The organism is Methylocystis sp. H4A (assembly GCF_015709545.1).
Lineage (GTDB): Bacteria > Pseudomonadota > Alphaproteobacteria > Rhizobiales > Beijerinckiaceae > Methylocystis > Methylocystis silviterrae.
On the sequence record NZ_JADNQY010000018.1, the window covers coordinates 120,052 to 142,771 of the forward strand.

At 62.9% G+C, this 22,720-nt stretch carries 25 protein-coding genes; 11 read left to right on the forward strand and 14 right to left on the reverse strand.

Annotation, left to right across the window (positions count from 1 at the left end):
* Positions 1-29: 29 nt before the first annotated feature.
* From IYW40_RS05035 to IYW40_RS05055, 5 genes are all read right to left on the reverse strand, one after another.
* Complete coding sequence (locus tag IYW40_RS05035) at positions 30-1,250, reverse strand: GTP-binding protein (RefSeq protein ID WP_196399658.1); 1,221 nt, start codon at positions 1,248-1,250, stop codon at positions 30-32.
* Positions 1,251-1,353: 103 nt separating this feature from the next.
* A complete protein-coding gene (locus IYW40_RS05040) occupies positions 1,354-2,769 on the reverse strand; it encodes a D-alanyl-D-alanine carboxypeptidase family protein (RefSeq protein ID WP_196399659.1) in 1,416 nt (471 codons plus the stop codon).
* Positions 2,770-2,934: 165 nt separating this feature from the next.
* Entirely contained in the window at positions 2,935-3,486 is a 552-nt protein-coding gene (locus IYW40_RS05045; protein WP_196399660.1) for a DUF3280 domain-containing protein, read from the reverse strand.
* 103 nt (positions 3,487-3,589) lie between these two features.
* Positions 3,590-4,234, reverse strand: a complete 645-nt coding sequence (locus tag IYW40_RS05050; protein WP_196399661.1) for a response regulator transcription factor — start codon at positions 4,232-4,234, stop codon at positions 3,590-3,592.
* On the reverse strand, positions 4,231-5,631 hold the full coding sequence (locus IYW40_RS05055) for a histidine kinase (RefSeq protein WP_196399662.1): 1,401 nt from the start codon (positions 5,629-5,631) through the stop codon (positions 4,231-4,233). The genes IYW40_RS05050 and IYW40_RS05055 overlap by 4 nt, the downstream gene beginning before the upstream one ends.
* 244 nt (positions 5,632-5,875) lie before the next feature.
* Here IYW40_RS05055 and IYW40_RS05060 point away from each other — a divergent pair, with 244 nt between their 5' ends.
* The 9 genes from IYW40_RS05060 (at position 5,876) to IYW40_RS05100 (ending at position 14,169) form a co-directional block, all read left to right on the forward strand.
* A complete protein-coding gene (locus IYW40_RS05060) occupies positions 5,876-6,775 on the forward strand; it encodes a LysR family transcriptional regulator (protein WP_196399686.1) in 900 nt (299 codons plus the stop codon).
* Positions 6,776-6,870: 95 nt separating this feature from the next.
* Positions 6,871-7,374, forward strand: a complete 504-nt coding sequence (locus IYW40_RS05065) for a formate dehydrogenase subunit gamma (protein WP_246720644.1) — start codon at positions 6,871-6,873, stop codon at positions 7,372-7,374.
* Positions 7,374-8,924: an NADH-quinone oxidoreductase subunit NuoF gene (locus tag IYW40_RS05070; RefSeq protein WP_196399663.1), complete on the forward strand. Its 1,551-nt coding sequence runs from the start codon at positions 7,374-7,376 to the stop codon at positions 8,922-8,924. The genes IYW40_RS05065 and IYW40_RS05070 overlap by 1 nt, the downstream gene beginning before the upstream one ends.
* A 10-nt stretch (positions 8,925-8,934) precedes the next feature.
* A complete protein-coding gene (gene fdhF / locus IYW40_RS05075) occupies positions 8,935-11,814 on the forward strand; it encodes a formate dehydrogenase subunit alpha (protein ID WP_196399664.1) in 2,880 nt (959 codons plus the stop codon).
* The gene (fdhD, locus tag IYW40_RS05080; RefSeq protein WP_196399665.1) at positions 11,811-12,638 is read left to right on the forward strand and encodes a formate dehydrogenase accessory sulfurtransferase FdhD; all 828 of its coding nucleotides are present in this window, start codon (positions 11,811-11,813) and stop codon (positions 12,636-12,638) included. Before fdhF ends, fdhD begins: the two co-directional genes overlap by 4 nt.
* Entirely contained in the window at positions 12,628-12,864 is a 237-nt protein-coding gene (locus IYW40_RS05085) for a formate dehydrogenase subunit delta (RefSeq protein WP_175093417.1), read from the forward strand. Before fdhD ends, IYW40_RS05085 begins: the two co-directional genes overlap by 11 nt.
* Before the next feature lie 109 nt (positions 12,865-12,973).
* Positions 12,974-13,489, forward strand: a complete 516-nt coding sequence (locus IYW40_RS05090) for a YchJ family protein (RefSeq protein WP_196399666.1) — start codon at positions 12,974-12,976, stop codon at positions 13,487-13,489.
* 110 nt (positions 13,490-13,599) lie between these two features.
* Entirely contained in the window at positions 13,600-13,803 is a 204-nt protein-coding gene (locus tag IYW40_RS05095; RefSeq protein ID WP_175093419.1) for a CsbD family protein, read from the forward strand.
* A gap of 204 nt (positions 13,804-14,007) precedes the next feature.
* Complete coding sequence (locus tag IYW40_RS05100; protein WP_175093420.1) at positions 14,008-14,169, forward strand: hypothetical protein; 162 nt, start codon at positions 14,008-14,010, stop codon at positions 14,167-14,169.
* A gap of 149 nt (positions 14,170-14,318) precedes the next feature.
* On the opposite strand, the gene IYW40_RS05105 is transcribed toward IYW40_RS05100, so the two are convergent.
* Positions 14,319-14,603, reverse strand: coding sequence for a NepR family anti-sigma factor (locus IYW40_RS05105; RefSeq protein ID WP_175093421.1), 285 nt, complete (start codon positions 14,601-14,603; stop codon positions 14,319-14,321).
* Positions 14,604-14,742: 139 nt separating this feature from the next.
* Between IYW40_RS05105 and IYW40_RS05110 the strand changes: the two genes are divergently transcribed.
* The gene (locus IYW40_RS05110; protein WP_196399667.1) at positions 14,743-15,549 is read left to right on the forward strand and encodes a Ku protein; all 807 of its coding nucleotides are present in this window, start codon (positions 14,743-14,745) and stop codon (positions 15,547-15,549) included.
* Here IYW40_RS05110 and ligD read toward each other — a convergent pair.
* The 7 genes from ligD to IYW40_RS05145 form a co-directional block, all read right to left on the reverse strand.
* A complete protein-coding gene (gene ligD / locus IYW40_RS05115) occupies positions 15,546-18,104 on the reverse strand; it encodes a DNA ligase D (RefSeq protein WP_196399668.1) in 2,559 nt (852 codons plus the stop codon). The genes IYW40_RS05110 and ligD overlap by 4 nt on opposite strands.
* Positions 18,105-18,110: 6 nt before the next feature.
* Positions 18,111-18,971 (reverse strand): Ku protein, encoded by an 861-nt coding sequence (locus IYW40_RS05120; protein WP_196399669.1) that lies wholly within the window; start codon positions 18,969-18,971, stop codon positions 18,111-18,113.
* Between the two features lie 44 nt (positions 18,972-19,015).
* The gene (locus tag IYW40_RS05125) at positions 19,016-19,513 is read right to left on the reverse strand and encodes a hypothetical protein (RefSeq protein ID WP_196399670.1); all 498 of its coding nucleotides are present in this window, start codon (positions 19,511-19,513) and stop codon (positions 19,016-19,018) included.
* A gap of 18 nt (positions 19,514-19,531) precedes the next feature.
* The gene (locus tag IYW40_RS05130) at positions 19,532-19,852 is read right to left on the reverse strand and encodes a hypothetical protein (protein ID WP_196399671.1); all 321 of its coding nucleotides are present in this window, start codon (positions 19,850-19,852) and stop codon (positions 19,532-19,534) included.
* Positions 19,853-19,942: 90 nt separating this feature from the next.
* The gene (locus tag IYW40_RS05135; RefSeq protein WP_196399672.1) at positions 19,943-20,131 is read right to left on the reverse strand and encodes an AI-2E family transporter; all 189 of its coding nucleotides are present in this window, start codon (positions 20,129-20,131) and stop codon (positions 19,943-19,945) included.
* A 9-nt stretch (positions 20,132-20,140) separates the two neighbouring features.
* Positions 20,141-20,527 (reverse strand): hypothetical protein, encoded by a 387-nt coding sequence (locus tag IYW40_RS21695; protein ID WP_246720645.1) that lies wholly within the window; start codon positions 20,525-20,527, stop codon positions 20,141-20,143.
* A gap of 195 nt (positions 20,528-20,722) precedes the next feature.
* Positions 20,723-21,124: an ester cyclase gene (locus IYW40_RS05145; RefSeq protein ID WP_196399673.1), complete on the reverse strand. Its 402-nt coding sequence runs from the start codon at positions 21,122-21,124 to the stop codon at positions 20,723-20,725.
* Between the two features lie 234 nt (positions 21,125-21,358).
* Between IYW40_RS05145 and IYW40_RS05150 the strand changes: the two genes are divergently transcribed.
* Positions 21,359-21,721 (forward strand): helix-turn-helix domain-containing protein, encoded by a 363-nt coding sequence (locus IYW40_RS05150; protein WP_175093429.1) that lies wholly within the window; start codon positions 21,359-21,361, stop codon positions 21,719-21,721.
* 402 nt (positions 21,722-22,123) lie between these two features.
* On the opposite strand, the gene IYW40_RS05155 is transcribed toward IYW40_RS05150, so the two are convergent.
* The coding region (locus IYW40_RS05155) for a glutathione S-transferase family protein (protein WP_196399674.1) at positions 22,124-22,720 on the reverse strand (597 nt) is incomplete at its 5' end.

The following is a 22,720-nucleotide window of genomic DNA, read 5'->3' on the forward strand; positions in this document are numbered from 1 at the left end:
GCTTCCCGATCACTTTTTCGGAACCTGCTCTAGCCGAACAGGCCGCCTGGCCTCGGCGCAAGCGGATTGTCGGTGAGCGCCTGCGCGTCCGGACGGTCGGGCGCAGGGTGATTGACGAGCGCGCCGTAGAGTCCGTGGACGAAGCCTTCATCGAGATCCTTGACGATGAAGACAATGCGCGTGCGCCGGTCCGCGTCAGGCCAAGCATCGAGGCGGTGCGGCGGGTGAAAGACATGCTGCACGCCATGGATCGCCACGGGGCGCGATGGATCGTCGGAGAGCGCCACGATTCCCTTCACGCGCAACATGCGCGGCCCATGCGTGTGACGCAGAAGGTCGATGAAAATGTCGAAGGAGGCTGGCGTCAGCGGCGTGTCGGCGGAAAAGCAGAAGGCGCGGATATGCGCGTCATGCCGGTTCACGTCCTGACGATGGTCGTGGGCTTCGTGGTGATGCTCATGGTCATGCTCATGGTCATGGTCATGGTCATGGCTGTGGCCGTGACCCGAATGGTCGTGCGCCTGCGCTGTTTCCACCGCTTCGGCGTTGAGCCATTCCTTCACGCGCGGCGTCTTCGTCGCGGGATCGTAGAGGCCGCAGTTGAGGAGCGCCTCGGGCGTCGCTTTGCCTTTGGCGGCGTCAAGCTGTAGGGCGCCCGGATTCAGCCGCGCCAGCCGCGCCTTCAGCGCGTCGACACGCTCGGCGGCTTGCGGCAGATCCGTCTTGGCGATGACAAGCCGATCGGCGACGGCGGCCTGTTTGACGGCTTCCTCATGCGCGTCGAGCGTCGCTTCGCCATTCACCGCATCGATGAGCGTAACGACGCCGTCGAGCCGATAGCGCATCATCAGATAGGCGTGGGACATGATCGTGTGCAGGATTGGCGCGGGATCGGCGAGGCCAGTCGTTTCCAGCACGACGCGCTTGAACGGCTTGATCCGGCCGTTGTCGAGCCGCTTCAGCAGATCTTCGAGCGTGTTCACCAGATCGCCGCGGATCGAGCAGCACACGCAGCCCGAACTCATCATCACCATGTCGCCGTCGATCTTCTCGATGAAGAGATGATCGAGGCCGATCTCGCCGAACTCATTGATCAGGACGAGCGTATCGGCGAGCGCCGGCGAGGCGAGCAGTCGGTTGAGCAGCGTGGTCTTGCCGGCGCCCAGGAAGCCGGTGATGACGGTCAGCGGAATTGGCGGCGGCGACGAGCGCGTCGCGCGACTCGCGGCGGCCTTGGTCAGATCGTTCATTCAGCGGAACTCGCGCCGGAGCAGGAGAAATTTCCTACTCTCGGAAGGCTCGCATCTTCGCCGAAAACGCCGCGCGTTTCCAGAACGAACGATCTTTGGGTTCTCAGCTCTTGCCCGGTTCGGCGGCGGAGTGCGCCTTCGAGGCGGCCGGCTTTTGCGCTGCAGCCGCTTTCGGCTTGGTCGCGCTTCTCGCCGCCTTGGGCTTGGGGGCAGGTTCGTCGGCGATGACGGCGTCGACCTTTGCAGCGTCCGCCTTTGCCGCCTTGGCGGCGCGCGCCGCTTTCACGGCCTTGGCGTGTTTGGCGCGTCGCAGCGATACCGCGTCGGGCGCGGGCTTACTGATCGGCGAGGCGCTCGCGTCGCCCGCTTCAGGCTGCGCAGCATAGGCGGCAAGATCAGGCTGCTCGCCAACCGGCGCTCCCGGCGCGCGCGCCCGCGCCACTGGACCGGCATAGCCCGGCGCGCGTCCCACATAGACGGACACGGGCTCGAAACGCGGGCGCGGCAGGTGCGCGATCTCCTTGGCGTTCATCTGCTGCTGCGGAGCGCCGCCGAATGTGTCGAGCAGCGGAACGCCTGAGCTGACCGGGACCGAGGCGTCCTCGATCTCGGCCATGAATTCCGCCGCCGCCGGGCCGCGGTGGTGGCACACGGACTCGCGCAAGTCAGGCGCCGCAGTTGGGCCGGAGCTGGGCAGGGACGCCAAAGAGGCGACAGCCGCCCCGCTCTGAAAGCCGCGATCGAGCAGGGCCGCCGTCTTCGCCGTGCGCAGAATCGGATTGGGCGCGCCGAGAACGACGGCGATCAAACGGCGGCCGCCGCGCGTGGCGGAGGCCACAAGATTAAATCCGGCCGAACATGTGAAACCGGTCTTCATGCCGTCGGCGCCCGCATAACGGCCGAGAAGATGGTTATGCGTTGGGATGATCTGCTTGCCGAGCTGCATCGCGCCGATGTTGAACAGATTGGCGTGCTCGGGAAACTGCAGGTAGAGCGCCCGGCCGAGAATGGCGAGGTCGCGGGCCGAAGTGACCTGCCGCGCATCGGGCAAGCCGTTGGGATTGACCCATATCGACTGGGTCATGCCGAGGGCGGCGGAGTGGCGGTTCATTTCGTCGGCGAAGGCCTCGACCGAGCCGGACACGCCTTCGGCGATGGCGACGGCGATGTCATTGGCGGACTTCACCATCAGCATGACGAGCGCATTTTGCAGGGTGACTTCCGAGCCGGGTCTGAAGCCCATCTTGGAAGGCGCCATGCTGCATGCGCGCGGCGACATCATCACCGGCGTCTCCAGCGAGATGCGCCCCTGGCGCACCGCGTCGAGCGCGACATACGCCGTCATCAGCTTCGTCACAGAGGCGGGATACCAGGAGGCGGTCGCCTGATCATGCGAGAGCACGGCCCCCGACGCTACGTCGACGACGATCGACGGGGTCGCGCGGCTGGGCGCTGCGGCGCCAAACAGGATCAGCAATACGCTGGCCGCAGCAATCAATGTGGACTTCGAGAAGTTCATCGCCTAGCCCCGTTACCCGGCGCTGAAACGCGCGGGATCGCATGAAAACGCCATCTATATAATAGCGCCTGAGGCGCATAGCCGGAATAGGCTTGGAATTGGGCGATTCGGGGGCGGTTGTTGATAAGCTGTTAACCATGACCTCAGGGTAAGCGCGCGCCGCCGTCACGGCTGAAGTGGGTGATTTCGACGCGCGAGTTCCGGCTCGACAAGATGATATCTCATCAGGAACTTCAGCGCGCGGGTCCATGACTGGTCGGTTTCCCCCCGTAGATCCGTCTGCGAGATATGCGCCAGTTCTCCCGTGCGCGCGTCGCGAATGCGCATTTCGAGATATTGCTCCATCACGCTGACTTTTCGAAAGAAGCAGACGAAGGACAAGTCTGCGCCAAGCCTGCGCGCAATGTCGGCGTCGCAGCCGTTACACTTGCGCAGCCAATGGTCCTTGACCCTCTGATCCGTCGCCGCGCTTCCGTCGACGATTTCGAACAGCCCGGATTGAGTCAGGAGTTCCCGCGCCAGCGCGGTCATCCGCTGGAGGCGCGCGGTTTCTTCGGGGCTTTCCCCGGCGATCGGTCCCCCGGCGGTGAAGTCGTCGAGTTCGATGTCGAAGACCGCGAGTTTGAACGGCGGCGAGGATTGCGCGCGCGCGACGGCTCCGGTCGCGATTGTGATCAGCGCCGATAACAAGATGTGTGTGAGCTTCTTCTTAACCATCGCCAGGCTCCGCTGTTCCTGTTGAAGGCGTAGCTGCGCGAAGCGTTGGAAGCTTCGGCCTTTCGCCTGCTGCGGTCTGGGCAAATTTCCTTTGGGCGGCCGATCAGGTCGCCGACGCGTCGCCGACAAGTCCTGCGCCGATGGCGAGCCAGACGAGATGGGCGTCGGTGCGCGCGCCGATCTTGGATTTGATCTGATAATGGTAGTTCTGAATGGTTTTCGGACTGAGATTTAAGATGCCGGCGATGTCCTCGGTCGTTTTGCCCGATGCGACGAGCCGCAAGATCTCCGTCTCTCTGGGGCCAAGCTCATCGACGAGCGCGCGGCCCTCGCCCAATCGCTCCGCGGCGATCTCGCGCGCGACGTCGTCGCTGAGCGCTCGGCCGCCCCTGGCGACGATCGCGACGGCGCGGAGCAGCTCGGCGGCGTCGCTGCTTTTGGTGACATAGCCGGATGCGCCGGCCTCAAACGCTTTCAGTGCGAAGGCCGCGCCGCTGTGCATGGTGAAGATCAGAATGCGCGCGCTTTTATCCCACTGCCTGATGTGGCGGACCGCTTCGACGCCGCTCGCGCCCGGGAGAGAAAGATCCATGATGACGATGTCGGGCGAGACCTTCCGATAGGCTTGATAGGCCTCGGCGGCGTTGGCGGCTTCGGCGACGATTCTGTAATCCGGCTGGCGCTCTAAGAGCCGCCGATATCCCTCCCGAACGATCGGGTGGTCGTCGACGAGAAGAATTGTGGTCATGCGAGCGCGAGACCTTTCATCGGCGCGGGCGCGACGGCGATGAGCGGAATGCGCGCGACGACGCGCACGCCTTTCGTGGCGTCGCTGATCGACAGGCTTCCGCCAAAAGCCGCGATGCGCTCGCGAATCCCGAGAATGCCGTGGCCGGTGGCGGCGGCGAGGCGGGAGGCGTCGCCGCCGCCGTCATCCTCGACCGTCAGCGCCACGAGACCGTCGGCCGCCGCCGCGCGCTCGACGCGCAGATAGACATTTTTCGAGTCGCCGTGCCGCATGGCGTTGGTCAGACATTCCTGCGCGATGCGATAGAGACTCGTCGAAATCGTCTGAGGAAGGTCGGCGAGGTCGCCCATGAGCCTCAGGTGGATGACCGCCTTTCGTCCCGCTTTGGCGTTCCAGCTCGCCGCGAGCTGGACGAGACAGGCTTCGAGCCCAAGCTCATCGAGGTCTTGCGAGCGCAGCCGGGCAAGCGCGTCGCGCAGGGTCGTCATCATGCGCTTGGCGACGCGCCCGATTGAGCGGGCGTCCTCGGCGACGCCCGGATCGATCTTGGCCGCCGCCGACTCGATCGAGCCGGCGAAGGCGAGGGTCGCCGTCAGGCACTGACCGAATTCATCGTGAAGGTCGCGGGCGAGCGCGCGGCGCTCCTCCTCCTGGACTTCGAACAGCCGCTTCGTGAGCGCGGCCCGTTCCGCCGTCGTCTGCGCCAGCCGTTCGGCAAGGTCGTTGACCGCGCGCGCGATCAGGCCGAACTCCCCTTTGGTGACGGCGCATAGCCGGCTGGCGTAATTCCCTTGCTCCAACTGGCGCAGCCCGCGGACGATGGCCTGGGTCGGCGCCAGAGCATGGACGATGGCGACCGCGGCCAAGAGGCAAATGCAGACCGCCATCGAGGCCGCAACGCCGACGATGATCGAGATCTGCCGCCAGGCTTGTCGGATCGCCGCGCCGGCGTCCGCCCTCACGAGGATTGCGCCGGTTTCCGGTTGCCGCACGGTCAAGGGCCGAACGATCGGCGCATGTGCGCCGAATATCCGCTCATAGGCCGCCGCAAACCATGCCGGCGCGGCGGAGCCGACGCCCTCGAGCTGGCTGCAAAGGGTTTGCGGCTCGTCGTCCCCCGGCGCATAGCTGACGCAGACGCCCGGCGAAACGAGCTTCAAGGTCGAAAGCGACTCCCAGTCGGGGACGGGCAAAATGTTGTCACGCCGCATGCTGCCCCGCCAGAGGATGGCCTGCCAGTAGAGATTTTCGAGCTGGTGTGCGACGCGCTCGGCAGACGTCGCCGCTTCCGTTTCGATTGCGCGATGCGCGTCGACCATCACCCAGCCCGCGGTTAGCGTAAGGCAGAGGAGGGTGATGCCGACAAGCTGCAAGACGAGCCCAACGATCAACCGCATTGGCGCATTCCCCGACAAAAAACCCGTCGCTCAGTAGAGCAGGAATCGACAGGAGGTCCAACGCGCATCATGCGCTTAGGCCCTGATCGGGCAAATTGCCTAGTTGCGCGTGAGGGAGTTGGATTCGTTTCAAAATTTCGGCGCGGCCGGGGCGGATATGCTAATGTGACGCCCGTGCGGGCTGACGGAAGCGCCAGTGACGCCCTGGACGCTGCGTCTTGGCGACCCGTTTGTGGACTTGGTCGTGATCGACAAGCTTGAATTCCTAATCGCCGTCGCCAAAGAGAAGAGCTTTTCGCGCGCGGCGGAGATTTGCGGCGTCACCCAGCCCACGCTCTCGGCCGGCGTCAAACAGCTCGAGGATTCCCTCGGCGTGTTGCTCGTCAACCGCTCCTCCCGCTTCCACGGCCTGACCGCCGAGGGCGAGCGGGTGCTCGAATGGGCGAAGCGCATCGTCGGCGATGCGCGCGCGATGCGCCAGGAAGTTCGCACGCTCAAGGAAGGCCTTACCGGCCAGCTGAAGATCGCCGTCATCCCGACCGCGCTTGGCATCGTCTCGGCGCTGACGACGCCCTATCGCGAGAAGCATCCGGCGGTGCGCTTTTCCGTGATCTCCGCGTCGTCGAGCGAGGTGCTGACCATGCTCGATAACCTTGAGATCGACGCCGGCATTACTTATCTCGACAATGAGCCACTTGGCCGCGTGCGCACGGTGCCGCTCTGCTCCGAACGCTACCGGCTACTGACCTTCGCCGACAATCCGCTCGGGAACCGCGACCGGGTGACATGGGGCGAGGTCGGTCGCATCGATCTCTGCCTGCTTACGCCGGACATGCAGAACCGTCGCATCGTCGAGCAGCTCATTCGCAAGGGCGGGTCCGAGCCCGTGCCGATCCTCGAGTCGAACGATGTCATCTTGCTCTTCGATCATGTGAGGTCCGGCCGCTGGGCGACGGTGCTGCCGGAGAAGCTCGCGAAGACCCTAAACGTGGCGGCGCCGTTGCGCTCCATCCCCATCGTTGAGCCGGAGGCTGTGCATGAAATCGGCCTTGTGGCGCCGCAGCGAGAACCGGTGATCCCGCTGGTCGCCGCCTTGGTCTCGGAGGCCAAAAAGCTCGCGGAAAGCCACACGCTGGACGGTTGATAGGATCGCCCTATCGCACAACGGATGGTCGCTATTGATCGGGCCTTGGATTTCCGGCAGTGTTCTCGGAATTAGTCTAAATAGGACGACCGCATATGCGCAACGTCCAGGCTGAAAGGGAAGAAATGTCTGGCGCTGCTCAGTATAGCGACGAGCGCGCGCGGGAGATCATCGCCGCCCATATGGGTCTTGAGGGACCCGCGATGCCCATTCTGCACGCGCTCCAAAAAGAATTCGGCTATGTGCCCGACGCCGCCGTCAAGGAAATGGCCGAGGCGCTCAATATTTCGCGCGCCGAAATGCATGGCGTCGTGACCTTTTACCACGACTTTCACCGCGCTCCGCATGGCCGCCACACGCTGAAGATTTGCCGGGCCGAATCCTGCCAGTCGATGGGAGCGGAGCGACAGGCGCGGGCGTTTCTCGACAAGTTGAAGCTTGACTGGGGCGGAACGACGCCGGACGGCGCCCTGTCGGTCGAGCCGGTCTATTGTCTGGGGCTGTGCGCCCACAGCCCTTCGGCGCTTTATGACGGAGAGCCGATCGGCCGCGTCGACGCTGAAATGCTTGACGAAATCGCCGCGGAGGCGCGCGACTGATGGTGAAGCTTTACCTCCCGCTGGACATGGCCGCCGTTGCGATGGGCGCCGACAAACTGGCCGCCGCCGTCGCGCAAGAGGCCGCGGCCCGCGGCGAAACAATCGAGATCGTCAGAAACGGCTCGCGTGGAATGCTCTGGCTCGAGCCCCTGATCGAGGTGGAGACCCCCGCGGGCCGTGTCGGTTACGGGCCGGCCAAGGTCAAGGACGTCGCGTCGCTGTTTGACGCCGGGTTCCTGACCGGCGGCGCGCATCTGCTGAACATCGGGATCGTCGAAGAACATCCTTGGATGAAGAAGCAGAACCGCGTCACCTTCGTTCGTTGCGGCGTCATCGATCCGCTGTCGGTCGCTGAATATGAGGCGCATGAGGGATTCAAGGGCCTCAAGCGCGCCTTCGAGATCGGGCCCGTGGCCGTCGTCGAAGAGGTCACGAAGTCGGGCCTGCGCGGCCGCGGCGGCGCGGGCTTTCCGACGGGCATCAAATGGAAGACGGTGGCGGACTGTCCGCCGGGCCAGAAATATGTGGTCGTCAACGCCGACGAGGGCGATTCCGGCACTTTCGCCGACCGCATGATCATGGAGGGCGATCCGCTCTCGCTGATCGAAGGCATGCTGATTTGCGGATACGCCGTCGGCGCCTCCAAGGGCTATATCTATCTGCGTTCCGAATATCCCATCGTCGCCAAGGTCTTTCAGGCGGCGATCGAGAAGGCGCTTGAGGCGGGCTGGCTCGGCAAGAACATCAAGGGCTCGGGTTTCGACTTCGACGTCGAACTGCGCATCGGCGCCGGCGCTTATGTTTGCGGCGAGGAGACCTCGCTGCTCGAATCTCTCGAGGGCAAGCGCGGCATCGTGCGCGCCAAGCCGCCGCTGCCGGCCCATGTCGGTCTCTTCGGCAAGCCGACGGTCATCAACAATGTGCTGTCCATGGCCACCATACCGATGATCATGGAGAAGGGCGCGAAGCATTACGCCGATCTGGGCGTCGGCCGCTCGCGCGGCACCATGCCGCTGCAGATCGCCGGCAACGTCAAATATGGCGGTCTCTTCGAGACGGACTTCGGGATTCCGCTCGGCGTGGTCGTCAACGAGATCGGCGGCGGCACCCGCTCGGGTCGTCCCGTCCGGGCGGTTCAGGTCGGCGGCCCGCTCGGCGCCTATGTGCCCGTGTCGCTTTTCGACCTTCCGATCGACTACGAAGCCTTCGCCGCCAAGGACAGTCTCATCGGCCATGGCGGCCTCGTCGTTTTCGACGACACCGTCGACATGTCCTGGATGGCGCGCTTCGGCATGGAGTTCTGCGCCATCGAGAGCTGCGGCAAGTGCACGCCGTGCCGACTCGGATCGACGCGCGGCGTCGAGACGATCGACAAGATTCGCAGCGGCATGGACGTCGATGCGAATATCGAGCTCCTCAAGGATCTCTGCCACACGATGAAGTTTGGCTCGCTCTGTGCATTGGGCGGCTTCGCGCCGTATCCGGTCGAGAGCGCGCTTCGACATTTCCCCGAGGACTTCCGCAAGCCGGCCCTTGAAGCCGCCGAGTGAGGTAGCCGCCATGACGCTTATCAAAGAAATCGATTACGGCACGCCCGAATCGCCATCCGTAAAATCGGTCACGCTGACCATTGACGGTAATAGCGTCACCGTGCCCGAGGGCACGTCGATCATGCGCGCGGCGATGGAGGTTGGCACCGAAATCCCGAAGCTCTGCGCCACCGACAGCATCAAGGCGTTCGGCTCCTGCCGGCTCTGCGTCATCGAGGTCGAGGGCCGCAACGGCACGCCGGCCTCCTGCACGACGCCGGTTGCGCCCGGCATCTCCGTCAAGACGCAGACCCCGCGCCTCGCCGCGATCCGCCGCGGCGTGATGGAGCTTTATATTTCCGACCATCCGCTGGATTGTCTGACCTGCGCGGCCAATGGCGACTGCGAGCTTCAGGACATGGCGGGCGCGGTGGGCCTGCGCGACGTGCGCTATGGCTATGACGGCGCCAATCACGTCTTCGCGCGCAACAATGGCGAAGTGAATTTCGACTGGAAGCCGAAGGACGAGTCGAATCCCTATTTCAGCTATGATCCGTCCAAGTGCATCGTCTGTAACCGCTGCGTGCGCGCCTGCGAGGAGGTGCAAGGCACCTTCGCGCTGACGATATCGGGCCGCGGTTTCGAATCCCGGGTTTCGGCCGGCATGGACGAAGCCTTCATGGAATCGGAATGCGTGTCCTGCGGCGCCTGCGTTCAGGCCTGTCCGACCGCGACGCTGATCGAGAAGTCGGTCGTGGCCGTCGGCCAGCCCGAGCATTCCGAGGTCACGACCTGCGCCTATTGCGGCGTCGGCTGCACCTTCAAGGCGGAGATGCGCGGCGAAGAAGTCGTCCGCATGGTGCCCTGGAAGGGCGGCAAGGCCAACCACGGTCATAGCTGCATCAAGGGCCGCTTCGCCTATGGCTACGCCCATCACGGCGACCGCATTCTTAATCCGATGATCCGCGAATCGATCGACCAGCCCTGGCGCGTGGTCTCGTGGGACGAAGCGGTCGGCTTCGCCGCGGACCGGCTAAAGGCGGCGCAGGAAAAATACGGAAAGAACGCCGTCGGCGTGATCACCTCGTCGCGCTGCACGAATGAGGAGAGCTACCTCGTTCAGAAGCTCGCGCGTCAAGGCTTCCGCAACAACAATACCGACACCTGCGCGCGCGTCTGTCATTCGCCGACGGGCTACGGCTTGGCGCAGGCCTTCGGCACCTCCGCCGGCACGCAGGATTTCGACTCGGTCGACGACGCCGACGTCATTCTCGTCATGGGCGCCAATCCGACCGACGCGCATCCGGTGTTCGGCTCGCGCATGAAGAAGCGCCTGCGCGAGGGCGCAAAGCTGATCGTCATCGATCCGCGCCGCATCGACCTCGTGAAGTCGCCCCACATCAAGGCGGATTACCATCTGCCGCTCAAGCCCGGCACCAATGTCGCGATGGTCACGGCGCTGGCGCATGTGATCGTGACAGAAAATCTCGTCAATCTGGATTTCGTGAAGTCGCGCTGCGACTGGGACGAATTTCAGGACTGGGCCGCCTTCGTCGCCAACGACCGCTACAGCCCCGAGGCGCTTGAAAGCGTGCTGGGCGTGCCGGCCGCCGACATTCGCGGCGCCGCGCGTCTTTACGCCACCGGCGGCAATGGCGCGATCTACTACGGCCTTGGCGTGACGGAGCATTCGCAGGGCTCCACCTCTGTCATGGGCATCGCCAATCTCGCGATGGCGACCGGCAATCTCGGCCGTCGCGGCGTCGGCGTGAATCCGTTGCGCGGTCAGAACAATGTGCAGGGCTCCTGCGACATGGGCTCGTTCCCGCACGAGCTGCCAGGCTATCGCCACGTCTCCAACGATGCGGCGCGCCAGGCGTTCGAGAAGGATTGGGGCGTTTCCCTCGATCCGGAGCCGGGCCTGCGCATTCCCAACATGTTCGACGCGGCGATCGAGGGCACGTTCAAAGGACTTTATGTCCAGGGCGAAGACATTCTGCAGTCCGACCCAGATACGCGCCATGTGTCGCGCGCGCTGGCGAATATGGACATCGTCATCGTGCAGGATCTCTTCCTGGTCGAGACCGCGAACTACGCGCATGTCTTCCTGCCGGGCGCGACCTTCCTCGAGAAGGACGGCACCTTCACCAACGCCGAGCGCCGCATTCAGCGCGTCACCAAGGTGATGTCGCCGAAGAATGGCTACGCCGACTGGGAAGTCACCCAGCTGCTCGCCAACAAGCTGGGACTCAATTGGAATTACGCCAACGCCAGCGAGATCATGGACGAGATCGCGCGGCTGACGCCGTCCTTCGCGGGCGTTTCGTTCAAGCGACTCGCGGAAGCCGGTTCGCTGCAATGGCCGGTCAATGACGCCTCGCCCGACGGCATGCCGATCATGCACATCGAAAGCTTCGCGCGCGGCAAGGGCAAATTCGTCATCACCGAATATGTTCCGACCGAGGAGAAGGTGGGACCGCGGTTCCCGTTGCTGCTCACGACCGGCCGCATCCTGTCGCAGTACAATGTCGGCGCGCAGACGCGACGCACCGAGAACAGCCAGTGGCATCCCGAGGACGTCCTCGAGATCCATCCGCATGACGCCGAGGATCGCGGCGTGCGCGAGGGTGACTGGGTGAAGGTGGCGAGCCGCGCCGGCGAGACGACCCTGCGCGCCAAGATCACGGATCGCGTCGCGCCGGGCGTCGTCTATACGACGTTCCATCATCCGACCACTCAGGCCAATGTGGTCACGACCGACAATTCGGACTGGGCCACCAATTGTCCCGAATACAAGGTCACGGCGGTTCAGGTCTCGACCACCAACGGGCCGACCGACTGGCAGCATCAGTATCGCGAGCTGACGGAGCAGAGCCGTCGCATCGCGAGCACGATCGACGCGGCGGAATGACGGAGACGCCGTCGCCGACATTACGGGTGGAATGCCTGGCGCGCCGTCACGATGTGATGGCGCGTTCTTCTCGCGTGATCCCCGAAGAGACGCCGGTCGCCTTCACCTTTGGCGGCTCCACCCATGCGGTGATGATGGCGACGCCGGCGGATCTCGAGGATTTCGCGATCGGCTTCGCGCTGACGGAGGGGCTGATCGATTCGCCGGAGCAGGCGGGCGACGTCGAGATCGTCGTCTCCGACGCCGGCATTGAACTGCGCGCCTGGCTCAAGGGCGGACGGCAGGAAGCCTATGTCGAGCGGCGCCGTTCGATGGCGGGGCCGACGGGCTGCGGTCTTTGCGGCATCGAGAGTCTCGAGGCGGCGACGCGCATTCTGCCGACGCTCGACAATGCGCTGTCGGTGCGCGCCGACGCCTTGATCGAGGCGATGGAGCGTCTGCCCGCCGCTCAGAAATATAATCAGGAGACCCGAGCCATTCACGCCGCGGCCTTCTGGAATCCCGTCTCCGGCGCGCTGATCGCGCGCGAGGATGTCGGCCGCCACAACGCCCTCGACAAGCTCGCCGGCGCGCTGACGCGCCAGGCCATCGCCGCCAAGCAAGGCGTCGTGCTGATGACGAGCCGCGTATCGGTCGAACTTGTGCAAAAGGCTGCGCGCATGGGCGCGCCGATCATCGCCGCCGTCTCGGCGCCAACCGCGCTCGCGGTGCGCAACGCGCAACACTGCGGCATGACTCTCGTTGCGGTCATGCGCGGTCGCGACTTCGAAATCTTCACCCATCCAGGACGCATCCTCGAACAGGTTTCCGCACATGTCGCATGATTCGGTCGATAAGCTCGTCAGAATGGCTAACCAGATCGGCACGTTCTTCATGGCTCAGAAGCATCCCGAAGGCGTCGCGAGCATGACGGATCACTTGAGGAAATTCTGGGACCCGCATATGCGGAACGCCATCCTCGCGCATGTCGATCACGGCGGCGCCGGGCTCGATCCGATCGCGATGGAGGCGGTAAAGCGTCTCAAACCCCCAGCCGGCGCCGACGGCTAAGGAATCCTCGCAAGCCGCCGATTCGCGATAATATTGGACGTCGGCGCGTTCGTCGCCTAGGTCTGAGACCCAGGCGCAGCCGCGCGATCATTCTTACGCCGACAGAGCGATGACCGACCAGACATGTCCCTGCCGCGCGATGGACGCGCAAAAGCATTCCTATTCGGCCTGCTGCGCTCGTTACATCGAAGAGAAACTGCCGGCGCCAAGCGCTGAAGCGCTCATGCGCTCGCGTTACACCGCCTTCGCACTGGGCGACATCGACTACCTTGTCGACTCCTTGGCGCCGGAGTCGCGTCACGATTTTGATCGCAAGGCGATCACGCATTGGTCGCGCAACTCGCAGTGGCTTGGGCTCGAGATCCTGTCGACGGAACAGGGGCTGCAGGGCGATGAAACCGGCTACGTCGAATTCGTCGCGCACTTCTCCAGCGAAGGCGAACGTTATGCGCATCGGGAGCGATCGCTGTTTCGACATGACGCGCAGGATGGCCGCTGGTATTTCCTCGAAGAGGCCAATCGCAAGAGCGCGCCCGTCGTGAAGGGCAAGCAGGCGGGCCGTAACGATCCTTGTCCGTGCGGCTCCGGCAAGAAGTTCAAGAAGTGTTGCGGCGTCGCCGCGTGAACGGCGATGAGCGCTACGATTCGATTCACCTGCCGCCAGTATCCTGGAACAAAGCGGTTGCGCCCGCGTTCCGTCGGCGTGGAACACTCCTTAACCTTGGGAGAACGGCGATGGATTGGAATCGTGTCGAAGGAAACTGGAAACAGTTCAAGGGCAAGGTGAGAGAGAAGTGGGCGGAACTCACCGACGACGATCTCGCGCGCATGGACGGCAAGCGCGAGCAGTTTGAGGGCGTTCTCCAAGAACGCTACGGCGAAGGGCGGGACCGCATTCGCGAAGAGGTGGACACCTGGCTGAAGACTCTGAAGTCGTGAATCCTTAGCGCGCCGCAAGCTTGGCGCGACGTCCTCTCCTGGCGCTTCTCGATCTGCCCGAACTTAGGTTCGGGCTTTTTTAATCGGCGCGCCCGCGCCATTCCTTCGGCCGAGAGGGGAGCACAGAGCTTTGCCGGCATCTTGGAACATTTTTAAAAAGGGAGAGTTGTTTTCTTATCCTTCTCCGATGAAAGGAGAGCCGAAATGAGTTCGAAGCCGAAACTTGGATTAGACTGGCGGCGCATTGTGGAAGCCGTGGCCAAGACGCTGCTTTTGTCGCAACTCGAAGCGCCGCGGGAGCGTCTCATTCATGTTCGCGAACCGCGACAAGCGGAGATCGAGCATTGGCTGCGCAACCGAAAATGACTCCCTCGACGATTGATCCGCGATGATTGCCTGTTGAAGGACAGGCAATCATTTTTTTGACCATTGTTTCTAGTCACTTCAGCGCGACTCAACTCAAGGCGCCAGTCGCGCGTTTTCATGAGCGCGCGGGAGCAAGAACCCCTCACAGCCTATTTGGCGACCGACGTCGAAAGTCGCACGAGTAAGTCGAGAAACTTGTCCGGCATCGGTTCTAAGAGACTCGTCGCGTATATGTCGCGCAGCCCGGAGGTCAATTCCCCATCGATCCCAAGGAAGGCGAGCTGGTGGGCGACGTCACGCTGCGCCCCAGGCGCGCCCCGGCGACCCTTCGAGGTTTGCTTTTCAGCCTTCTTATTCATGTCGATGAGCCCTTGGGCGGCGCTCTGGATATCGGAGCCGTCGACTCCAATGAAAACGGGCAGGTGAAGGGTCATGATTGAATTCAACAATATTCGAGGGGCAAAGTTCCCTTAGGAGCGCTAACTGTCTTTTTCGTGGTGATTAGGGCGGAAGCGGAACGATGCATTCGACGGAGCGTTATTGGAGAAACTCCCGGCCCTCGGAGGGTTTAAATTGGCGCCGCGGTCATTCTGGAAAGGCTATTTGAAGCTTTCGCTTGTGACCTGTCCGGTCGCGATGACGCCGGCCACGACTGAAGGCGAGAAAGTTCGCTTCCACATCCTTAATCGAAACACCGGCAACCGCGTCGTCAGCCAATATGTCGACGCGGTCTCCGGCGCGCCGATCGGCGAAGACGATGCGGCGAAGGGTTATCCGCGCGGCGAAGACGATTACGTGCTGCTTGAAGATGAAGAGCTTGACGCCCTAAGCCTCGAAAGCACGCGAACGATCGATATCGAGACCTTTGCACCGGCGGCGAGCGTCGACTGGATTTGGTTCGATAAGCCCCACTATCTTGTGCCGGACGATCCGATCGGCGTTGAGGCCTTTTCCGTCATTCGCGACGCGATGAAGGCGACGGGCACAGTCGGCCTGTCGCGGCTCGTGATGTATCGGCGCGAGCGCGCCGTGATGGTCGAGCCGCGCGACAAGGGGCTCGTCTTATGGACATTGCGCTTCGCCGACGAGGTGCGCGATCCGAAGGACTACCTCGACAAGATCGGCGCTGAAGCGCCGAACGCGAAAGCGCTCAACCTGATTTCCAAATTGATCGAGGAGCGCAAGAGTCGCTGGGACCCGGCGATGATCCATGATCCCGTGCAAGCGCAGTTGCTGGATATTATTTCCGGAAAGAAGAAGGAGCACACACCCGCTCGCGGCAATAAGCAGGCGCCGGCGGCTCCGAGCAATGTCGTCAATATCATGGATGCGCTCCGCAAGAGCATCGATGCGGAAAAGCGCGGCGCCAAACGTCGCTAGGCTTTTCTCTTTCTCCGCGCGTTCGGGGTTTCGATCGGCGCCGCCGCCTGACGAAAGTCTCCCCAGGGATCGCTCTGCAGCGACTCGAGGCGCGCAAGGGTTTTCGCGATCGTGAAATAGCCAGGTCCGATCGCCGGACTAAGTTCGTCCCAGGCGAGCGGCATCGACACGGCGGCGCCGGGACGGGCGCGCGTGGAGTAGGGCGCGACAGCCGTCGCGCCGCGCTGATTGCGCAGATAGTCGACGAGTATCTTGCCGCGTCGCTTCGACTTTGTGATCGTTGCAACATATTTGTCGGGGCTGTCATTCGCCATCGCATCGGCGATGCTTTTGGTGAAAGCCTTCACCTCTGGCCATTCCGCTTTAGGCTTCACGGGCGCAACTACATGAAGCCCCTTTCCGCCTGAGGTTTTCACGAAGGCGGCGAGCCCAAGGGCTTGGAGACGGTCCCGCGTTTCTTCCGCGGCCGCAATGACGGACTCCCACGCGACCTGTTCGCCGGGATCAAGATCCATGATGATGACGTCGGGGCGCTCCCAGTCAGACGCCGTCGAGCCCCAGGGATGAATTTCCAAGGCGCCGGATTGAACGAGCGCGATCAGGCCGTTGAGGTCCTTGATGCTGAGCAAGGGCTCTTCTTCTCCTTTCGGATCGTCGATGAGCACGATGTTCGGATCGATGCCTTTCCAAGCATGCTTCTGGAAGAACTTCTCTCCCTCGACGCCGTTTGGGCACCGCAGCAGCGCCAGCGGGCGATTGACGATGAAGGGCGCGATATAGCGCCAGATGTCGGCGTAGTAATCCGCCAGGCCCTGTTTGGTTACGCCTTGATCCGGCCAATAGAGCCGATCGGGATGGGTGAGCCTCACGGCGCTTTGCTCCGCTCTCGCCGCTGTCGCCCGTTCAGCGGACGGCGCCTTTTCGCGGACGACGTCGCGCGCGTCCTTATCTTCGCGCAGACCGCGAAAGGAGGCGTGCCGAAGATTTTGATCGCCCGTCCAGCCGCGAAATTCCACCTCGGCCACCAGTTCGGGCCGCACGTAGCGCACATGGCGCGCCGCGTCCGTGCTGAGCCGCGCGCCAAAGGGATTCGAGGAGGCGCGCATGGGATCGAGCTTCGTGAAAAGCTCATGCGCCATATCCGCCGTAAATCCCGTCCCGACGCGGCCGACATGGCAAAGGACGCCATTCTGGTAGACGCCGAGCACGAGGGTGCCGATCGCCCGGCGCGAAACCGTCGATGGCGTATAGCCCGCGACGACGAATTCCTGCCGGGCGAAGCATTTGGCCTTTATCCAGCTCTTCACGCGGCCGGAGCGATAGGACGAATCCCGCAGCTTCGACACCACGCCTTCGAGACCAAGCCGACAGGCGTGCGCCAGCACGACCGCGCCGCTGTCTTCAAAGTGAAGACTTAAGCGAACCTTGTCGCCGGTCTCAGCGCCCAAGAGCGCTTCCAGCAACCGTTTGCGTTCCAGCAAGATCGCGCCGCGCAGATCGTAGCCCTCGAGGTGCAGAAGATCGAAGACCCAATAGACGAAGCGATCGGTCCGCCCTGCGCTCAGATCGGCCTGAAGCGCGGAGAAATCCGACGCGCCTGAACTGGTCTCGACGACGATCTCGCCGTCGATGAGCGCGGCGCCGAGCGGCATGGCCCGCAGCGCCGACGCTATCTCATCGCCAAATTTCTTCGTCCAGTCGAGACCACTGCGTGAGAGCAGCCGTACGCGTCCCGCCTCGATGCGCGCCTGCACGCGATAGCCATCGAATTTGATTTCGTGAATCCATTCCTTGCGCGATGGCGCGGCGCCGGAACTGGCCTGCATCGGCGCAACGAAACTCGGCAGCGGCGCCTTCTTCGCGCCCTTGAGACGTGATGGGTTGATGTCGACCGCAGGCGCTTGCGGCGTCGCAAGGGAACTCGTTTTATCGAAGCGCGACCCGGCGCTCTGCTTCGGCATGGCGCTTTTCTTGGAGCGCCGCGAGGGCTTGCCTTCTGCGACATCGCCGATCGTGCGCCCGGTGTCTACCGAGCGCGGCATCTCGTCGAGTATGTCTTCATCCTTAGGCGTTCGCGCAAATTCGTCTTCGCTTTTGATGAGAAGCCAGTTGTCGTGCTTCTCGCGCGGCTTTCGCGCCATGCGCACCAGATGCCAACGGCCGCCGAGCTTTTCGCCGCGCAACTCGAAATCGAGATGGCCCTTGGCATAGCCCTTGTGCGGATCGCCTTCGGGAATCCACGCGCCCTTGTCCCACACGATCACTTCGCCGGCGCCATATTGGCCTTCCGGAATGACGCCTTCGAAATTGCGATAGTCGAGAGGGTGGTCCTCGACGTGAACGGCAAGCCGCTTTTCGCCGGGCACGAGACTTGGGCCTCTGGTGATGGCCCAGCTTTTCAGAACGCCGTCCATCTCCAGGCGAAGATCGTAGTGCAGCCGCCTTGCTGCATGTTTCTGTATGACGAAGCTGCTGCCGGTGTTTCGAGCGCCTCGCCCCTTCGGCTCGCGCGTCGCCCCAAAGTCGCGCTTCTTACGGTAGTCGGCAAGCGACATGCGAGGTCAGCTCGCTTTCCGCCGTGTCGCGGCTGTCCTGGTCTTGCGAGGCTGCGCCGCGCGCTTCTTGGCTGCAGCTTTGTCGCTCGGCTCGGAAAGAGCCGCGCTCTCGCGCAGCGCCTCGAGCAGATTGACGACCTTGGCTTCGCGAGCCTTACGCGGCGGCGCGATCGGCGCGCCTTCCAGCTTCGCTTTTACAAACTCGGCGAGGACGGCCTCATAGCGGTCTTCGAACGTAGATGGGTCGAAGGCGCCCCGCTTCGTGTCGATAATGTGCTTGGCGAGCTGAAGCATTTCGCCCTGAACTTTAACCTCAGGCACTTCGTCGAACGCCTGCTGCGCCGAGCGCACCTCATAATCGAAGTTCAGCGTGGTCGCGAGAAGCCCCTCGCCATAAGGGCTGATCAGAACGGTGCGCGCGCGCCTGAACAGCACCGTCTTCGCGAGCGCCGCGACTTTGTTCTTGCGCATGCCCTCGCGGATCAGAACGAAAAGTTCGTTCGCGTCGCTTTGCGAGGGGGATAGATAGTAGGGCTTGTCGAAATAGACGGCGTCGATTTCGCCGCAATCCACGAATGTCTCGATGGCCAGAGTTTTGTCGCTCTTTGGCGTCGCCTGAGCGACTTCCTCCGGTTCGAGAACGACATATTCGTTCTTGCCGACCTCATAGCCTTTGACTTGATCGCCGGAGTGGACAGGTTCGCCCGTGTCGCTATCGACAAAGGTTCGCCGCACCCGGTGACCCGTGGATCGGTTGATCGTGTGGAACGCGATCCTGTCAGACGTCGACGTCGCGGAGTAGAGCGCCACCGGACAGGTGAGCTCCGCAATCTTCAGAGAGCCCTTCCAGTTCGCTCTCGGCGACACGCAAACCTCGTACGCTCGCGGGCGGCTGAACGCTCGCCCGCTGATTACGCTTCCGGCGACTTCGTACTGTCAAGCTTTTCTGAGATTTTTGACGCAATCATCAGTCCGACGGCGGCGCCGATGATCAGATGGAGGTTCGGCGCCACGCGTTCGGCCACTGCTTTCGCAGCGACCGGCGCCATCGAGCCGATCGAGGAGCCGATCGAGCGCATCAGGTTTCCGTCCGGCTTGAACAGCTGATCAACGAAGGGGAGTTGCGAAAAGCTGCTCTGTTCGAGTTCGGCTGCTGGAGCTTGAGCTTCCGGCGCGGCGGAGTCCTTTGTCGCGAGATAAACGATGAGAGCCGCGAAGAGAAAAGCTCCGGCGAGGACGAGGTTGCCGGCGATCTCTCCCCACGTTCTCGTGGCGTAGGCGTGGGCGGCGGCTGTTGCGAAACCGAGCGCGAGCAGCGCGAGGGTCGCGACGATGGCGAGACGCGACGCGCCTCGCGTCGCGTTCGCGATACTCTCGTCAACCCGTTGGAATAGCGGATCCAGCATCATGATCGTGCCCGCCCGAGATTAGCTGCGGCCCTTCCACATGGCCCCGACGAGAAATCCTCCCGCGATCGCAAGCAACAGCGCCGTCACCGGCTGTTCGCGCACCGCGCCCTCGACCGTTGTCTTCAGCCCTTCGCCTGCCGACCTGGCCTTCTCCGCGACTTGCCGAGATTGCTCGCTCACTGTCGTTAACGCGGCGTCGGCCCTCTCCATGGTTTCATCGACCTTTGCGCTGACGTCGTCGGCGATGGAGGCGGCCTTCGCGGCGGCGTTCGCCGACGCCTTGGTCACGGCGTCTTGCGCCTCCTGGACCTTGTTCGTGACTTGAGATGTTATGCTCATGCCCTCTTCTCCGCTGTTACTGCCCCGCTGGGCGAATACTGAACTTCCAGATCGGTTGATTGTTCCTCGCCGCGTCCCAAGTGGCGCACGCTACTCTGGAAGATTAATTTCGTGCTGAGGGAACACGTGGCTGAAGGTCACTGTGCCGACGATGACGATGAGCAGCGGCGTCGCGAGGATCGCGCCGACCGGCCCCCCGAGCCATGTCCAGAGCACGAGACCCAGGAAAACTAGTCCGGGATTCAGAGTCAGTCGCCTGCCGATAACGCTCGGCGTCACGAACCGTCTTCACAGTTCCGGAAAGATGTCCTTCCCGTCTTCAGCAAGTTTCGCTTCGCCGATCGTTTTTTGAAATTCACCAACGACGATCTGCGCGAGACCGGTGAGCGTGAGATGGGTCGACTGCGTGGCGAGCCCGAGGGTCAACTTGGTCTTGCCCATGGCTTCATTGGCATAGCCGCGCATTTGATCGGTCGTCCCGGACTGTACGATGGTGTCGATCGCCTCCCTCATCGAATCCTTCACTTGGGCGACCGTGGAGCGAGCCCGTGTTGGCGGCTCTAGATCGACGGAATTTCCATCTGGCAGCGCCGGTGGATTCGATGCATCGCCGAAACTGCATTCTTCGTCGGCGCAGATAATGGGGTCCCCGCCATGTTCGGTTAACGCATCCATGGATTCCATGCTCCAAAATCTCAATTCCTGGGTTCGGCCAAGGCCGCCCGCCAGGATGAAAACTGATTTGAAGGGCTCTATGTTCCGAGAGGGTTCTTTGCGGTCGCGTATCGCGCTCGATGCTGTGCGCGGCTGCTAAACGCCGCGCGTAACGAAATGGGCGATGCGCAATGGCCTGTGCTTGGGCGACGGGACTTACTTCACGACGCCGAGCTGCTTGAACAGCCCATAGATGTCGAGGACGTCCCAGTGCTCGGCGAGCTTGCCGTCCTGCACGCGGAAGATATCGACGGCGTCAAAGGCGTAGGTCCTGCCTGTCGCGGGAATGCCGAGCCAGTCGCCGGCCTGCGTGCCGGAATATGCGCCATAGGCCCACACGAGATCCCCTTCGGCGACAATTTTCTTGACCTCATATTTGAAGTCCGGCACGGCCTTGAACCACGCCTCGAAGAACTCGCGAAATCCTTTGCTGCCTTGCGGCACGAGCGGATTGTGTTGGACATAGTCTTCTCGCATCAACTGATCGAGTTGCGAAAAATCCTTCTTCGCGAACACGCTTCCTCCCAGCGCCGCAAGGACTGACTTGGGATCTGTCATTCTCGTCTCCTGTGTTGATGACTCTGTAGAAGCATCGGTCGTGAGGGACGATGCAGGCGCAGGCAATCCAAGGGCCGCAACCGCGCTGGCTGCTAAACGGAACATCGAGCGATCCCCCCATGTGCGCACCGGCGTTCATGCCAGCCAGGATTACCTAAGCGGTTAGGTTACGTCTGGAAAGAAGGCACTATAAAGTGGTATAGGTACCTAATGGTAACCAAGGAATCGCGGGAAATGCGCTGGAACCCCTACGCTGCTGAATGCCCGACGCGCCAACTGCTGGATCGGATCGCTGACAAATGGGCGGTGCTGGTGCTGGGCTTGCTCGAACCCGGCCCGCAGCGGTTCAACGCGCTCAGGCGACGAATCGAGGGCATCTCGCAAAAGATGCTCACGCAAACGCTGCGGAGCTTGGAAGCGGACGGTTTCATCACGCGACGCGCCTTCGCGACCGTGCCGGTCACCGTCGAGTATCAACTCACGCCGCTCGGTCGAAGCTTGAATTCAGTGCTCGATCCGCTCCGCCAATGGGCGGAGTCGAACATGTCGCGCGTGCATAAGGCTCGCGAAAAACGGGGCGCCGCCGATGGAAAGTGAGTGCGCGACTTGCGGCGTCGGGCGGCGCGCGGAAGCGCCGAGAGTCAGATTTCATCCAGGGAAGAACGGACTAAAGTAGAGGAGTGCTTGCATGCCGAACGATGTTGCGCCTTCGAAGCGCGCCGAGGAATTGGCGACGGCCTTTCTGTCGCGGGTTTGAATGGAGCCGCCAATGAGGGACCGATCGCGGTTCGAAAAATATGAAAACGCTGCATGACCGACTCGCGGCTCGATGACGGGCTACGCGCGGCGGCGCGAGCCTCGGAACTCGGCGCGACAGGATAACGGAAATCATCCGTAGCAAATTTCCAAACTGACACAACGCCGATCGTCGTCAGGACGATCGGCAATGTGTTCGCCGCCGCGCAGCCGCATGGAGCGGTTAGCGGATCGCGGCCAGAATCACGCCGGCGCCCAGGCTTGTTTCGACGCCAGCTTCTCGGCCTTTGCGCCGGCGCGCAGCCGCGCGGGGCGATTTTCCAAGCCGCTCCAATAGGCTTCGAATTCCGGGCGCTTGTCGATCACGCCGAATTGCAGCCCAAAGCCGATCATCGACCCCACATAAACGTCCGCGGCGGTGAACATGTCGCCCGCAATATATCGACGTCCCGCCACAGCCCTGGCCAGCGCGTCCATCACGGCGGCGTAGGAGCCGTAACCAAAGCGGGTCTGCATCTCGGGCGTCGCGGGGTCCCAACCGGCGGCGTGGTTGCTCATCGCCGGCTCGACGCAGCCTGCGGCGAAAAACAGCCAGCGATAATAGTCGCCGCGCGCCCCGGCCTCCGGCGCGAGCCCGGCCTCCGGAAAGGCGTCGGCGAGATAGGCGCAGATGGCGGCCGCCTCGGTCACCACCGTCTCCCCATGCTTGATGGCCGGCACCTTGCCCATGGAATTGATCGCAAGATATTCGGGCGCCTTCATCGTCGTTCCGTAATCCTTGACCTCGATCGAATAGGGCGCGCCGACCTCTTCCAGCATCCAGTGCGCGATCAGGCCGCG

Bases quoted from the DNA above. Each gene is read 5' to 3' on its own strand.
- IYW40_RS05035 (WP_196399658.1), bottom strand. From the start codon at position 1,250: ATGAACGATCTGACCAAGGCCGCCGCGAGTCGCGCGACGCGCTCGTCG.
- IYW40_RS05130 (WP_196399671.1), bottom strand. From the start codon at position 19,852: ATGAGCATAACATCTCAAGTCACGAACAAGGTCCAGGAGGCGCAAGAC.
- IYW40_RS05090 (WP_196399666.1), top strand. From the start codon at position 12,974: ATGACCGACCAGACATGTCCCTGCCGCGCGATGGACGCGCAAAAGCAT.
- fdhD (WP_196399665.1), top strand. From the start codon at position 11,811: ATGACGGAGACGCCGTCGCCGACATTACGGGTGGAATGCCTGGCGCGC.
- fdhF (WP_196399664.1), top strand. From the start codon at position 8,935: ATGACGCTTATCAAAGAAATCGATTACGGCACGCCCGAATCGCCATCC.
- IYW40_RS05055 (WP_196399662.1), bottom strand. From the start codon at position 5,631: ATGCGGTTGATCGTTGGGCTCGTCTTGCAGCTTGTCGGCATCACCCTC.
- IYW40_RS05070 (WP_196399663.1), top strand. From the start codon at position 7,374: ATGGTGAAGCTTTACCTCCCGCTGGACATGGCCGCCGTTGCGATGGGC.
- ligD (WP_196399668.1), bottom strand. From the start codon at position 18,104: ATGTCGCTTGCCGACTACCGTAAGAAGCGCGACTTTGGGGCGACGCGC.
- IYW40_RS05105 (WP_175093421.1), bottom strand. From the start codon at position 14,603: ATGACCCTTCACCTGCCCGTTTTCATTGGAGTCGACGGCTCCGATATC.
- IYW40_RS05125 (WP_196399670.1), bottom strand. From the start codon at position 19,513: ATGATGCTGGATCCGCTATTCCAACGGGTTGACGAGAGTATCGCGAAC.
- IYW40_RS05145 (WP_196399673.1), bottom strand. From the start codon at position 21,124: ATGACAGATCCCAAGTCAGTCCTTGCGGCGCTGGGAGGAAGCGTGTTC.
- IYW40_RS05065 (WP_246720644.1), top strand. From the start codon at position 6,871: ATGCGCAACGTCCAGGCTGAAAGGGAAGAAATGTCTGGCGCTGCTCAG.
- IYW40_RS05040 (WP_196399659.1), bottom strand. From the start codon at position 2,769: ATGAACTTCTCGAAGTCCACATTGATTGCTGCGGCCAGCGTATTGCTG.
- IYW40_RS05050 (WP_196399661.1), bottom strand. From the start codon at position 4,234: ATGACCACAATTCTTCTCGTCGACGACCACCCGATCGTTCGGGAGGGA.
- IYW40_RS05085 (WP_175093417.1), top strand. From the start codon at position 12,628: ATGTCGCATGATTCGGTCGATAAGCTCGTCAGAATGGCTAACCAGATC.
- IYW40_RS05045 (WP_196399660.1), bottom strand. From the start codon at position 3,486: ATGGTTAAGAAGAAGCTCACACACATCTTGTTATCGGCGCTGATCACA.
- IYW40_RS05095 (WP_175093419.1), top strand. From the start codon at position 13,600: ATGGATTGGAATCGTGTCGAAGGAAACTGGAAACAGTTCAAGGGCAAG.
- IYW40_RS21695 (WP_246720645.1), bottom strand. From the start codon at position 20,527: ATGGATGCGTTAACCGAACATGGCGGGGACCCCATTATCTGCGCCGAC.
- IYW40_RS05100 (WP_175093420.1), top strand. From the start codon at position 14,008: ATGAGTTCGAAGCCGAAACTTGGATTAGACTGGCGGCGCATTGTGGAA.
- IYW40_RS05150 (WP_175093429.1), top strand. From the start codon at position 21,359: ATGCGCTGGAACCCCTACGCTGCTGAATGCCCGACGCGCCAACTGCTG.